13 protein-coding genes are annotated in these 12,769 nt (G+C 69.6%); 9 read left to right on the top strand and 4 right to left on the bottom strand.

Annotated features, from left to right (window positions below):
* Window positions 1–29: 29 nt before the first annotated feature.
* Window positions 30–1,664 (top strand): glycoside hydrolase family 17 protein, encoded by a 1,635-nt coding sequence (locus STVA_RS03400; protein WP_245978517.1) that lies wholly within the window; start codon window positions 30–32, stop codon window positions 1,662–1,664.
* A gap of 96 nt (window positions 1,665–1,760) precedes the next feature.
* On the opposite strand, the gene STVA_RS03395 is transcribed toward STVA_RS03400, so the two are convergent.
* A complete protein-coding gene (locus STVA_RS03395) occupies window positions 1,761–2,588 on the bottom strand; it encodes an anti-sigma factor family protein (protein ID WP_142235633.1) in 828 nt (275 codons plus the stop codon).
* Window positions 2,575–3,096 (bottom strand): RNA polymerase sigma factor, encoded by a 522-nt coding sequence (locus STVA_RS03390; RefSeq protein WP_123694205.1) that lies wholly within the window; start codon window positions 3,094–3,096, stop codon window positions 2,575–2,577. Before STVA_RS03390 ends, STVA_RS03395 begins: the two co-directional genes overlap by 14 nt.
* Window positions 3,097–3,420: 324 nt before the next feature.
* Here STVA_RS03390 and STVA_RS03385 point away from each other — a divergent pair, with 324 nt between their 5' ends.
* From STVA_RS03385 to STVA_RS03375, 3 genes are read left to right on the top strand one after another with little or no spacing between them, the layout of a single operon-like run.
* Complete coding sequence (locus STVA_RS03385) at window positions 3,421–4,581, top strand: Re/Si-specific NAD(P)(+) transhydrogenase subunit alpha (RefSeq protein ID WP_123694207.1); 1,161 nt, start codon at window positions 3,421–3,423, stop codon at window positions 4,579–4,581.
* A gap of 5 nt (window positions 4,582–4,586) precedes the next feature.
* Window positions 4,587–5,000 (top strand): NAD(P) transhydrogenase subunit alpha part 2, encoded by a 414-nt coding sequence (locus tag STVA_RS03380; protein ID WP_123694664.1) that lies wholly within the window; start codon window positions 4,587–4,589, stop codon window positions 4,998–5,000.
* Window positions 5,001–5,013: 13 nt separating this feature from the next.
* The gene (locus tag STVA_RS03375) at window positions 5,014–6,411 is read left to right on the top strand and encodes an NAD(P)(+) transhydrogenase (Re/Si-specific) subunit beta (RefSeq protein ID WP_123694209.1); all 1,398 of its coding nucleotides are present in this window, start codon (window positions 5,014–5,016) and stop codon (window positions 6,409–6,411) included.
* Between the two features lie 24 nt (window positions 6,412–6,435).
* On the opposite strand, the gene STVA_RS03370 is transcribed toward STVA_RS03375, so the two are convergent.
* Window positions 6,436–6,927, bottom strand: a complete 492-nt coding sequence (locus STVA_RS03370; RefSeq protein ID WP_123694211.1) for an Lrp/AsnC family transcriptional regulator — start codon at window positions 6,925–6,927, stop codon at window positions 6,436–6,438.
* Between the two features lie 47 nt (window positions 6,928–6,974).
* Between STVA_RS03370 and STVA_RS03365 the strand changes: the two genes are divergently transcribed.
* Window positions 6,975–7,976, top strand: a complete 1,002-nt coding sequence (locus STVA_RS03365) for a mitochondrial fission ELM1 family protein (protein ID WP_123694213.1) — start codon at window positions 6,975–6,977, stop codon at window positions 7,974–7,976.
* Between the two features lie 30 nt (window positions 7,977–8,006).
* Here STVA_RS03365 and STVA_RS03360 read toward each other — a convergent pair whose 3' ends face one another.
* Window positions 8,007–9,434 carry an ArnT family glycosyltransferase gene (locus STVA_RS03360; RefSeq protein ID WP_170216665.1) on the bottom strand — a complete coding sequence of 476 codons (1,428 nt, stop codon included), beginning with the start codon at window positions 9,432–9,434 and terminating at the stop codon, window positions 8,007–8,009.
* Window positions 9,435–9,563: 129 nt separating this feature from the next.
* Here STVA_RS03360 and trxB point away from each other — a divergent pair, with 129 nt between their 5' ends.
* The 4 genes from trxB to STVA_RS03340 all read left to right on the top strand — a co-directional run bounded on the left by trxB (window position 9,564) and on the right by STVA_RS03340 (window position 12,766).
* Window positions 9,564–10,535: a thioredoxin-disulfide reductase gene (trxB, locus tag STVA_RS03355; RefSeq protein ID WP_123694217.1), complete on the top strand. Its 972-nt coding sequence runs from the start codon at window positions 9,564–9,566 to the stop codon at window positions 10,533–10,535.
* A gap of 72 nt (window positions 10,536–10,607) precedes the next feature.
* Entirely contained in the window at window positions 10,608–11,498 is an 891-nt protein-coding gene (locus STVA_RS03350) for a LysR family transcriptional regulator (RefSeq protein ID WP_123694219.1), read from the top strand.
* A gap of 387 nt (window positions 11,499–11,885) precedes the next feature.
* The gene (locus tag STVA_RS03345; RefSeq protein WP_123694221.1) at window positions 11,886–12,536 is read left to right on the top strand and encodes a hypothetical protein; all 651 of its coding nucleotides are present in this window, start codon (window positions 11,886–11,888) and stop codon (window positions 12,534–12,536) included.
* Complete coding sequence (locus STVA_RS03340) at window positions 12,530–12,766, top strand: acyl carrier protein (RefSeq protein WP_123694223.1); 237 nt, start codon at window positions 12,530–12,532, stop codon at window positions 12,764–12,766. The genes STVA_RS03345 and STVA_RS03340 overlap by 7 nt, the downstream gene beginning before the upstream one ends.
* Window positions 12,767–12,769: the final 3 nt, after the last annotated feature.

The following is a 12,769-nucleotide window of genomic DNA, read 5'->3' as shown; positions in this document are numbered from 1 at the left end:
GCACCGTCCGCGCCGACCGGAGGCCCCCCTTGCTGCGCCTGCTTGCCCTTGCTGTCGGCGCCGTCGCCGCGGTCGCCGCCAACTGGCTGTTCTGGAGCCTGCCCAACCGCCCCTACGACCTGGAGGCGCGCCCGCTCGGCATCATCCGCAGCGTGTCCTTTGCGCCTTTCCGCGACGGCCAGAGCCCGCTGGTCGAACGCTACCCGAGTGCGGCCGAGATCGAGGAGGACCTGACCCTGCTGAAGGGCCGGGTCGGCGGCATCCGCACCTACACCAGCCTGGAAGGGCTGGAAGTGGTGCCGGAGATCGCCCGGCGGCTCGGCATGGAGGTCACCATGTCGGCCTGGATCGGCAGCGATCCCAAGGTGAACGACAAGGAGGTGGCCTCGCTCATCCGGCTGGCCAACGCCTATCCCGACGTCATCAAGCGCGTCATCGTCGGCAACGAGGTGCTGCTGCGCAAGGAGCAGAAGCCCGACGCGCTGGCGGGCTACCTCCGCCAAGTGAAGGCCGGCGTGAAGCAGCCGGTCAGCTATGCCGACGTGTGGGAGTTCTGGAAGCGCAACGCAGCACTGGCGGCCGAGGTCGACTTCATCACCATCCATATCCTGCCCTACTGGGAGAACCACCCCTCGTCGGTGGAGGACATGGAAACCCATGTCATGGACGCCTATCGCGAGATCGAGGCGGCCTTTCCCGGCAAGAAGCTGCTGATCGGCGAGGCCGGCTGGCCCAGCGCCGGGCGCTCGCGCGGGCCGGCCGTGCCGACGCTGGTGAACAAGGCCCGCTTCATCAACGGCTTCCGCGTCCTGGCCGCCGAGAAGGGCGTCGACTACAACCTGATCGAGGCCTTCGACCAGGGCTGGAAGGCCAAGCTGGAAGGCACGGTCGGCGCCAACTGGGGCCTCTTCTCGACCGAGCGGGTGGCCAAGTGGGGGGCCGACGGCAAGGTGGTCGAGAACCGCCACTGGCGGACCCATTTCGCCCTGACCTCGGCCGCGGCGCTGCTGCTGCTGGGCTGGATCGCCTTCACCCGGCGCAGCCTGTCGCCCCATGCCGCACTGTGGATCGCGGCCGGCAGCCAGGTGATCGCCACCAGCGCGCTGGCCGCCATCCTGCTCGACTGGAACCACGCCTATTCGACCTACCGCCTGCTGTGGACCGGCTTCGTGGCGGCGATCACCCTGGCATCGGCGGCCGGCTTCGCGTTCGCCTTCCGCAGCCTGGGCGCCGCCGAGAGCGTGCCGGCGCCGGGCTGGGCCCGCTATCTGGGCCGGCTCTATGCCGTCTGGGCGGTGCTGGCGGCCGGGCATACGCTGCTGCTCGCCTTCGACGGCCGCTATCGCGACTTCCCCAACGAGCTGTTCGCGCTGCCGCTGCTGGCCACCCTCGTCTTCGTGGCCGCCCGCTACGCGCTGGGCCGCGCCCACGGCCGGGCCGGCTTGGCGATCGACGGCCTGTTCGGCCCGGGCAGCGGCCCGGCGGTCGCCGGCGACCATCGCGCGATCCTGTTCGGCGCCTCCATCATGGCCGCGATCGGCATGGTCATCGGCGAGACGCTGGCCAACCGCGAGGCGCTGATCTGGGCCGGCATGGCCGTGCTGATCGCGATACCCATGGCCTTCGGCATGCGGCTGCCGGCGCGGCCTGCCCGCCCGGCCTGATCGCGGCATTCCAAACGCGGCAAGGTCTGCCAAACGCGAAAGAGCCCGGCACAACGGCCGGGCTCTTTCTGCGTCTGGGATGTGGCAGCGAGGGCGTCAGATCCCGCCGCCCTCGCCCACCTTGGCCGCGATGTCGCGGATGACCGACTTGTCGGACTTGCCGAAGACGGCGATCGTCCGCCCCTCGCGCCGCCAGTAGGCGACGTTCACGTCCTTGCGCTGGTCCAGCGTGATCTGGGCGTCGCGCTTGGTCGTGGTGCCGACATAGATGGCGATCGGGCGCTTGTCGGCCGGGTTCTCGTAGATGATCTGGCCGGCCGGCCGGCCCTCGGAGATGACGATCCGGCCGCCGCGCAGGCTGTAGCCGAAGGTCGACAGGTCCGGCACCTTGGTCTCGCGCTCCAGCCGGTTCGACAGCCAGCTCTGCAGGCCGTCGCGCTCGCCCGTGCGCATGTCGGCAAAGGCCATCTGCTCGGGCTCGACGCCGGTCATGGTGTAGAGGTCGTAGTAGCCGGCCAGGTTGTCGACCAAGCCCGAGGCCGCCGCCATCTCCGTCACCGGGGGGGCGACCGGCGAACGCCCGGCCCAGTAGCCGGCGCTGGCACCGATCATCAGGGCCGCGACCGAAGCCGCCAGCGGCAGTGCGATCCAGCGCGAGACGACGCTGCGGCGCCGGAACGGCACCACGTTGGCGGTCTCGGCCGCGCCGACGCCACGGGCGGCCAGCAGCAGCCGGTCCGGCACCTGTTCGTCGATGACGCCGGCGAAGGCGGCCCGCACGACCACGGCCGAATCCCGGAAAATCCTTGCGCGCGCGGCCAGATCGGCGTCGGATTCGACGGCGCGGGCGACCTCGCGGGCCGTAGCGTCGTCCAACTCGCCGTCGACGAACGCCACCAGCGTCTCGTCGTCAAACCGTCGCATCCCCACCTCCATGGCCACCGGCACCCATGCCGGTAATGCTCTGCACGGCAGCTCGAGCCCTGGCCAGCCGGCTCATGATCGTCCCGATGGGGACGTCAAGCGCCTCTGCTGCCTCCTTATAGCTCAACCCTTCCACCGTCACCAACATCAGCACCGCCCGCTGCTCCTCCGGCAGGCGGTTCACCGCCTTCTGGACTGCCTCGAGCGACATCCGCGCCTCGGCCCGGCGGACCGATTCATCCGTCGGCTGTGCCTCGGGATCGATCGCATCCGCCTCGCCACGCACGGCCCGCGCCCGCATCTGGTCGATCCAGATGGTCTGCACGATCCGGAACATCCAGCTATCGAACCGGGTCCCCGGTTGCCACTGATGTGCCCGTGCCAGCGCGCGTTCGCACGCCGCCTGCACCAGATCGTCGGAATCGGCGATGCTCTTCGCCAACCCCCGCGCGAACCGCCGGAGACGCGGCAGCAGTACGATGAGCTGGTCACCGATCGGAGCGGTCACGCCAGACCCGCCGCACTGCTATGGGGGGAACGGCAGCCGCTCGCGAATATTCCTGCGACCGGCGCCCGGCCGGGAGGACTGTGGCAGAAATACGACAGGAGGCACTGCACGTCGGCGATCAATCCTAGACAATCAAGGGTCCGGGCAAGGGTCCGGGCAAAGGTCCGGGCGGGCGCCGGATCGTCGCTTCCGCGGCGGGCGGCGTCAAGACGGGCACCGGGACCGCCGCCCGCGGCCCCGATATCCCGCGTGTACCGCGCGGGCTTCACAAACCATGGGCGAGCCGGCATGCTCGCCGTCCCGCGGTCCCGAGAGCGGAGTACAATGAAGCTCGCCATATTAAAAGAGCGTCGTCCGGGAGAAGCCCGGGTCGCCGCCTCGCCGGATTCGGTCAAGCGCCTCGTCGCGCTCGGCTTCACGGTTGCCGTCGAAGCCGATGCCGGTCGCAGCGCCGCCATGCCCGACGACGCCTACGCGACTGCCGGCGCCACCATCGTCGCCGACCGGGCGACCCTGCTGGCCGATGCCGACGTCGTGCTGAAGGTGCAGCGGCCGACCCACGGCACCGACGGCACCGTCGACGAACTGTCGGCCATGCGCCGGGGCACGGTGCTGGTCGGCATGCTGGCGCCCTATGCCGAGCCCGACCTGCTGCGGCTCTATGCCGAGCGCGGGATCGACGCGTTCGCCATGGAACTGCTGCCGCGCATCACGCGCGCCCAGACCATGGACGTGCTGTCGTCCCAGGCGAACCTGGCCGGCTACCGCGCCGTGCTGGAAGCGGCCCATGTCTATGGCAAGGCCTTCCCGATGATGATGACGGCGGCCGGCACGGTCGCCGCCGCCCGCGTCTTCGTCATGGGGGCGGGCGTGGCCGGGCTGCAGGCGATCGCGACGGCCCGGCGCCTGGGCGCCATCGTGACCGCGACCGACGTGCGGCCCGCCGCCAAGGAGCAGGTCGAGAGCCTGGGCGCCAAGTTCGTGGCCGTCGAGGACGAGGAGTTCAAGCAGGCCGAGACCGCTGCCGGCTATGCCAAGGAGATGTCGGCCGCCTATCGCGCCAAGCAGGCCGAACTGGTGGCCCAGCACATCGCCAAGCAGGACATCGTTATCACCACGGCACTGATCCCCGGCCGGCCGGCGCCCAAGCTGATCACGGCCGAGATGGTGGCCGCCATGAAGCCGGGTGCGGTCGTCGTCGACCTGGCGGTCGAGCAGGGCGGGAACTGCGCCGGCAGCCGGCCGGACGAGATCGCGGTGACCGACGGCGGCGTCTCCATCGTCGGCTGGACCAACACGGCCAGCCGCATCGCCGTCGATGCGAGTCAGCTCTACGCCCGCAACCTCGTCGCCTTCCTGACGCCGCTGGTCGACAAGGCCTCCGGGACCTTGAAGATCGATACAGCCGACGAGATCGTGAAGGCGACCCTGCTGACCAGGGGTGGGGCAATCGTGCATCCGGCCTTTGCCGGCCAGGGGGGGTGATCGGCATGGACGCCAACCAGATTTCCACGCGCGCCGGCCAGCTTGCGGGCGACGCCGACGTGCTGGCCACCAAGCTGCGGGTGCTGGCGGGAGACGCCGGGCAGATCGCCCAGCGCACGGCCGAGGCAGCCGAGCTCAGCCCGACCATCGGGGCGCTCGCCGTCTTCGTGCTGGCCTGCTTCGTCGGCTACTACGTCGTCTGGCGGGTGACGCCCGCCCTGCACTCGCCCCTGATGGCGGTGACCAACGCGGTCTCCAGCGTCATCATCGTCGGCGCCCTGATCGCGGCCGGCCCGGGCGGGTTCGGCTTCGCCAAGGTCATGGGCTTCCTGGCGGTCATCCTGGCATCGGTCAACATCTTCGGCGGGTTCATCGTCACCCACCGGATGCTGCAGATGTTCAAGAAGAAGACGCGCTGAGGGAGCCCGGATCATGAGCGCCAACCTCTCCGCGATCCTCTATCTCGTCGCGTCGGTCTGTTTCATCATGGCCCTGCGCGGGCTGTCCTCGCCCGTCACCTCGCGCGCGGGCAACCTCTACGGCATCATCGGCATGACGGTGGCGGTGGCCACCACGCTGGCCTCGCCCGAGGTCGTCAGCTACTGGATGATCCTGCTGGGCATCCTGATCGGCGGCACCATCGGCACGGTGATCGCGCTGCGCATCGAGATGACGGCCCTGCCGCAGCTCGTCGCCGCCTTCCACAGCCTGGTCGGCCTGGCGGCGGTGTTCGTCGCGGGTGCGGCCTTCTATGCGCCGGAATCCTACGGCATCGGCGTGCGCGGCAGCATCAAGACCGCCAGCCTGATCGAGATGAGCCTGGGCCTGGCCATCGGCGCCATCACCTTCACCGGCTCTATCGTGGCCTTCGCCAAGCTGCAGGGCCTGGTGTCGGGCAAGCCGCTGGTCTTTCCCGGGCAGCATTTCTTCAACGCCGCCCTGGGCGTGGCGATCCTGCTGCTCTGCGCCTGGCTGGTGGCGTCGGAATCGGGTGTCGCCTTCTGGCTGCTCTGCCTGGTGGCGCTGGCGCTGGGCTTCCTGCTGATCCTGCCGATCGGCGGCGCCGACATGCCGGTCGTCATCTCGATGCTGAACTCCTATTCCGGCTGGGCCGCCGCCGGCATCGGCTTCACGCTGCAGAACAACCTGCTGATCGTCACGGGCGCGCTGGTCGGCGCGTCCGGCGCCATCCTCAGCTACATCATGTGCAAGGGGATGAACCGCTCGATCTTCAACGTCATCCTGGGCGGCTTCGGCACCGACGGCGGCGTCGCCGGCCCGGCCGGGGCGGCGGGCGACAAGGCGGTAAAATCCGGCAGTGCCGAGGACGCGGCCTTCATCATGAAGAACGCGCGCTCGGTCATCGTCGTGCCCGGCTACGGCATGGCCGTGGCCCAGGCCCAGCACGCGCTGCGCGAGATGGCCGACATCCTGAAGAAGGAAGGGGTGGAGGTGCGCTACGCAATCCATCCCGTCGCCGGCCGCATGCCGGGCCACATGAACGTGCTGCTGGCGGAAGCCAACGTGCCCTATGACGAGGTGGTGGAGCTGGAGGAGATCAACCGCGACTTCTCCACCTGCGACGTCGCCTTCGTCATCGGCGCCAACGACGTGACCAACCCCGCCGCCAAGACCGACCCGGCCAGCCCGATCTACGGCATGCCGATCCTCGACGTCGAGAAGGCGCAGACGGTGCTGTTCATCAAGCGGTCGATGAGCTCGGGCTATGCCGGCGTCGACAACGAGCTGTTCTTCCGCGACAACACGATGATGCTGTTCGGCGACGCCAAGAAAATGTGCGAGGAGATCGTGAAGGCGCTCGACGCCTGACGCCTGCTTGTTCCCGGGGCCGGCTCAGGCGGGCTCCGGGACCTCTTCCTCGATCGGCACCCCCGGCAGCTCCTTGGAGGAGCGGATGGCCAGCGCCGACTTTACGTGGCTGACATTGGGGGCGGCGGTCAGCCGGGTGGTGAGGAAGCGCTGATAGGTGTCCCAGTCCTGGGCCACGATGCGCAGCAGGAAGTCGTTCTCGCCCGCCAGCATGTGGCACTCGCGTACCTCGGGCCAGCTTCCTACCAGGTCCTCGAACGCCCGCAGGTCCGTTTCGGCCTGGCTCGACAGCCCGACGGAGGCAAAGACGGTGACGCCGAAGCCCAGCAGGGCGGGGTCGATGTCGGCATGGAAGCCGCGGATGAAGCCCGCCTCCTCCAGCGCGCGCACGCGGCGCAGGCAGGGCGGGGCCGAGATATCCGCGCGACGGGCCAGTTCCACATTGGTCATCCGCCCGTCCGACTGAAGATCGCGAAGGATGCGCCGGTCGATCCTGTCCAACTTGATCCTGCGCATGTCCGCGTGTGCTCTCCGTCGATTTCGAGCAACTATATTACCGGCAAATGCCCAGCGAGCAAGAATCGAACCCTGAAGGGGCTGAATCCGCGCCCCGCCGCACCTGGCTGCTGCATGACGGCAAGGCCGGCAACCTGAGCCAACTGGCCGGCCTGGCCGGCGCGATCGGCGGGCAGGCCCTGACGGCGCGGGCGACCGTCGACCTGCCATGGTCGCTGCTGCCGGGCGGCTGGTGGCGGCGCGGCATCGCGCCCCGCCCCACCGGCCTGCCGGTCGGACCCTGGCCCGATTTCGCGATCGGCGCCGGCTGGCGCACCGGCCGGACCGCGCTCTGGGTCCGGGCGGCCTCGTCTGGGCGGGCGCTGCCCAGGCGAACATTGGCCGTCCAGATTCTGGATTGCGGCCTGGACCCCGGCCTGTTCGACTTGGTGACGGTGCCCCGGCACGACCGGCTGCGCGGCGCCAACGTCGTCCTGACCGACGGCGCCATCCACAAGGTGACGCCGGCGGCCTTGGCTGCGGCGGCCGCCCAGTGGGCGCCGCATTTGGCCCATCTGCCGCGCCCGCTGGTGGCGGTCCTGATCGGCGGCAACAGCCGCGCCTATCGCATGACCGAGGAGGCCGCCCGCCGCCTGGCCGAGGCGGCAATGGCGCTGAACCGGGACCACGGCGCCGGCCTGGCGGTCACCGCCTCCCGGCGGACCGGGCCGGCGGCGGGCGCCATCCTGCGCCAGGGGATCCGCGGGCCGGGCGTCGCCTTCTGGGACGGCCAGGGTGACAATCCCTATCTGGGCTACCTGGCGCTGGCCGACGCCATCCTGGTCACGTCCGATTCCGTCTCCATGCCGTCGGAGGCATCGGCCACGGGCAGGCCCGTCCATATCTTCGAACTGCCGGGCGGGTCCGACAAGTTCGCCCGCTTCCACGCCCATTTCCGCGCGCTCGGCATCACCCGGCCCTTCGATGGCCGGCTGGAGGACTGGTCCTACCAGCCCCCCGACGATGCCGGCCGGGTGGCGGCCGCCCTGCTGCGCCTGCGATCGCCCTGAAGCCCGGGATCCACCTGAAGCCTGCGCCAGCTAGCGATAGCCGCGGAAGCCGCCCACCAGGAACGCATGGTGGCGGCGGTCGCGGTCGGGGCCGATCGGTACCACCACCGGCCCCAGCGGCACCACCCGCTCGAAGCGGGCCAGGATCTCGGCCGGGTCCTCGCGCCCGCTCAGCAGCACGAATTCCCGCACGGGATCCGGGTCGAGCCGCGTCGTCATCTCGAAATGGTCGTTGGCGACGCCGTCGGGGTTCCACTTCACCACGTCGAAGGCGAACGGGCGGACATAGTAGACGAGCGAGGCCAGGGTCAGCCGGCTGTCCACCAGCAGGCCGGCCTGGGGATGCTGGCGGCGCAACTCGGTCACCTGACGGCCGAGGTCGGACCAGCCGCGCACCCGCCGCCAGGGGTCGTAGCGCGCCGGCAATTCGTAGCCCGCTTGGCGCACCAGGGGCGGCCCCGCCATCAGCAGCAGGCCCGCGAAGGCATGGGCCGCCACCGTCCAGCCCAGCAGCCGGCGCCAGCCGCGCGCCACCGCCCAGTCGGCCACCAGCACCGTGGCCGCGACATAGGCGGGTGCGGCCCAGTTGGCATGCGCGCGCGACAGGAAGGCGATCGCCAGCGCCACGGCCAGCGTCGGCCAGACGAAGAAGGCCAGCCGCCGCACCGCCGGCTGGCCCTGCCCGCGCCAGGCCGCGTGTAGCGCCAGCAGCAGCAGCAGCATCGTCACCGGGCCGAAGACCGCGAACTGGGCGCCGGCGAACTCCAGCAACTCGTCGGGGTTGAACAGCCGGCCACCGAGATTGGCGTTGTCGCCCGTGTGGCGAAAGGTGGCCAGCCCGTTGCCCAGGTTCCACAGGATGTTGGGCAGCAGCAGCAGCAGGGCCACCCCCGCCGTCACCGGCAGGCGCCGCCACAGGAGCGGCCGCAGGCCCGGGCTCGCCGCCAGGCAGAGGGCGGCCGACAGCAGGAAATAGACCATCGCATATTTCGACAGCAGGCCGAGCCCCGCCCACAGGCCGGCAGCCACCCACCAGCCCATGCCCTCCACCCGGAGCGCCCGCAGGAACGCGTGCAGCGCCAATGCCCAGAAGAACAGCATCGGCGGATCTGTCGAGATGATGAGGGCGGAAATCTGCACCGCCGGCGTCACCGCCCACAGGACGGCCGCCCAGAAACCGACGCGCGGGCCCGACAGGTCCCGGCCGATGGCGGCCAGCACCAGCGCCGTGCCGCCATGGAAGAGCGCGCTCGGCAGCTTTATCGCGAATTCCGACGGACCGAAGAGCGCGGTCGACAGGTGGATCGCCCAGGCGACGAGCGGCGGCTTCGAATAATAGCCGAAGGCCGGGTCCTGGGCCCAGATCCAGTACTGCGCCTCGTCGCCATAGAGGTCGATCGGGCTGGTCGCCAGCCAGGCCAGGCGCAGCGCGGTCAGCAGGCCGACGAGCGCCAGCACGGCCGCCCAGCCCGGCCCCTCCTGTGACCGTAACGACGCAGTGGCCCAGTGCGGCGATCCAGGTGGTTCTTTCGTCATCCGGTCTGACTATCTTATGGTTTCGTGTTTATTTCCTGGAGTCGGCGGGCAATGGCCCAGCGCCATCACAGCAAGGTTCTCATCATCGGCGGCGGACCGGCGGGCTATACCGCCGCCATCTATGCCGCGCGCGCCAACCTGCAACCGATGCTGGTCGAGGGCATGCAGCCTGGCGGCCAGCTCATGATCACCACCGACGTCGAGAACTACCCCGGTTTCGCCGACGTGATCCAGGGCCCTTGGCTGATGGAGCAGATGCGCCGGCAGGCCGAGCATGTCGGCACGCGCCTGGTGGGGGACCTGATCGTGTCCTGCGACCTGAGCCAGCGGCCGTTCCGCGCCATCGGCGACAGCGGGGACGAATACACCGCCGATAGCATCGTCATCGCGACCGGCGCCCAGGCGCGCTGGCTGGGCCTGCCCAGCGAGGAGCGGTATCGCGGCGCCGGCGTGTCGGCCTGCGCCACCTGCGACGGCTTCTTCTTCCGCGGCCGCAAGGTGGCGGTCGTCGGCGGCGGCAACACCGCGGTCGAGGAGGCGCTGTACCTGACCAACCATGCCAGCGAGGTCGTCCTCATCCATCGGCGCGATCGCCTGCGGGCGGAGAAGATCCTGCAGGACCGGCTCTTCCGCCACCCCAAGGTGCGGGTGATATGGAACGCGGTGGTGGACGAGATCCTGGGCGAAGGCACGCCGCCCGGCGTCACCGGGGTGCGCCTGAACCATGTCGACAGCGGGGAGCAGTCGACGCTGGAACTGGACGGCGTGTTCGTCGCCATCGGCCACACGCCGGTGACCGAGCTGTTCCAGGGGCAACTGGCGCTCGATTCAGAGGGCTACATTCTGACTCGCGCCGATTCGACGGCGACGGACATCCCCGGGGTCTTCGCGGCGGGCGATGTGCGTGACAAGATATATCGGCAGGCGGTGACGGCCGCGGGGCTGGGCTGCATGGCGGCTCTCGAGGCCGAGCGCTGGCTGGCGGAGGCCGAGGACGAGTTGAGCAAGCAGGCCGCCGACTAGGGGTCGGCGGCCAACGACAAGGGGGGCTCGGGCGCCGGCCGCAAGGCCGACAGCCCGTGAACGCGGATGGCAATGGACTGGGACAAGCTGCGTATCTTTCACGCCGTGGCGGAGGCTGGCAGCTTCACGCATGCGGGTGAGAACCTGAATCTGAGCCAGTCGGCGGTCAGCCGGCAGATCAGCGCGCTCGAGGACAGCCTCGGCACGCCGCTGTTCCATCGCCATGCCCGCGGCCTGATCCTGACCGAGCAGGGCGAACTGCTCTATCGCACCGCCCATGAGGTATTCGCCAAGCTGGCGATGACCGAGGCCGCCCTCAGCGAGGCCAAGGACCGGCCCAAGGGCCCGCTGAAGGTGACGGCGCCGGTTGCCTTCGGCTCGATGTGGCTGACGCCGCGCATGCGCGAGTTCATCGACCGCTACCCGGACATCCAGGTCAGCTTGCTGCTCGACGAGACCGAGCTCGACCTCGGCATGCGCGAGGCCGACGTCGCCATCCGCATGGCCCCGCCGCGCCAGCCCGACCTGGTGCAGCGCCACCTCGTCACCGTCTCGCTCCATCTCTACGCCTCGCGGCAGTACCTGCAGGAGCACGGGACGCCGCTGACCACGGCCGACCTGGAGAAGCATCGGCTGGTGGTGTTCGGCGAATATGGCCACGCACCGACGCCGTCGGTGAACTGGCTGATGGATATCGGCGGCCAGGTCGGTCGGCACCGGCCCAACCTCTTCACGGTCAACAGCGTCTACGGGATCCTGCGGGCGGTCGAGAGCGGAATGGGCATCGGTGCCCTGCCGGACTACATGATCGCCGAGTCCCAGACGCTCGATCGCGTGCTGCCCGAACTGGCCGGCCCGCCGGTCGACACCTACTTCGTCTACCCCGAAGAATTGCGCCACTCCAAGCGCATTGCCGTGTTCCGCGATTATCTCGTGGCAAGGGTCGCGGAGACGCGATTTTAGGCAGTGCAGCATGACTGCCGGTCGAACCGGCAGTTGCCGGGAGAATCTAATTTTGGCTGCTATGTGGCCGAAGCCATGCGGTTTTCGCATATCCGCCACGAGACAATCGCTGTGGTGCGGGGGCACCCGATGCCTATTTAATCATCCGGACGCGCTGCATTGCAGCACCACGGAATTCGGTTGCTCGACCCCGCTGGGAGGGGACGACCGGCCAGAGATTTCGGGCTCCCCGCCCGAAATGGGGTCCTTCGGGATCCTACGTCTCCCAGACGTGAAGCCTCCCTGTTCAACTGGCCCCGGTGGAAACACCGGGGCCTTTTTTTGCTCGCGGCCCCGGAGCCCTCCGTCGCCCTTGAGCCGCCGGCCATGGCCGGCTACGAAACCGGTATGACATCGGATCGGCTGCTGATCGAGGATGCCGCCCACCGTGCCATCCCCTCCATTGCCGTCGGGATGACGGGCACACGCCGCTATGCCCATGGTGCCGATATCTTCGAGGCGTTGCGGCACCTGACCGGTGCCACCGCCGACATGGTCCTGACGATGCGGCGGCCCTGCGACTGCGCCATCGCGGTGCTGGACGACGCGGCCAGCCCGGGCAGCACGGCCAGCCCGGGCAGCACGGCCGGTCCGGGCATCGACGACATCGGCAGCTTTCACCATAGGCGCAACGGCACGGCGCAGCGCCACCGGCTGCGCCCGTTGCCCGACCGGCCGATCCCCGCCCGCATCCCCTTCGACGAGGCTACCCTGATCGAAGGGGCACGGATGGAAGCGATGGGCGCGCGACTGCCGGCCGGGGCTATGGGCATGCCCATCGTTCGCCGCGCCGTGGCGCTGTCGGTCGCCCTGCTGAAACGCGACGAGCCCGACACCTTCTGGCTGCTGGCCGAGATCGCCTGCACCCGCTCGCCGCCGGCCGGTGCTGCCGTCGAGATCGCGCTCGCGGGGCATGCCGGGCCTTTCCGCAAGGTCGCGATGGCCGCCGACGGCGCCCCGTTCGGCCGTCTGCTTCTGGCACAGGAACGCCCATGCTGAGCGAGGCCGACATCCGCGCCGCGATTGCCGACGCGGTCGATCGTGGCGACCTGGCCGCACTCGGGATCGAGACCGATTTCTATGATTTCGGGCTGGATTCCCTCGACCATGCGCAGATCCTGATGCGGGTCGAAGACCTCTACGGCCTGCATGTGGCCGATGCGGACTTCCCCGCCTGCCGCTCGATCGCCGCCATCGCCGCCTATTCGCGGCAGTCAGCCGATCCTTGAGCG

The sequence above is a fragment of the Stella humosa genome (genome assembly GCF_006738645.1).
GTDB lineage: Bacteria > Pseudomonadota > Alphaproteobacteria > ATCC43930 > Allostellaceae > Allostella > Allostella humosa.
This window is presented reverse-complemented; position numbering and strand designations above follow the sequence as displayed.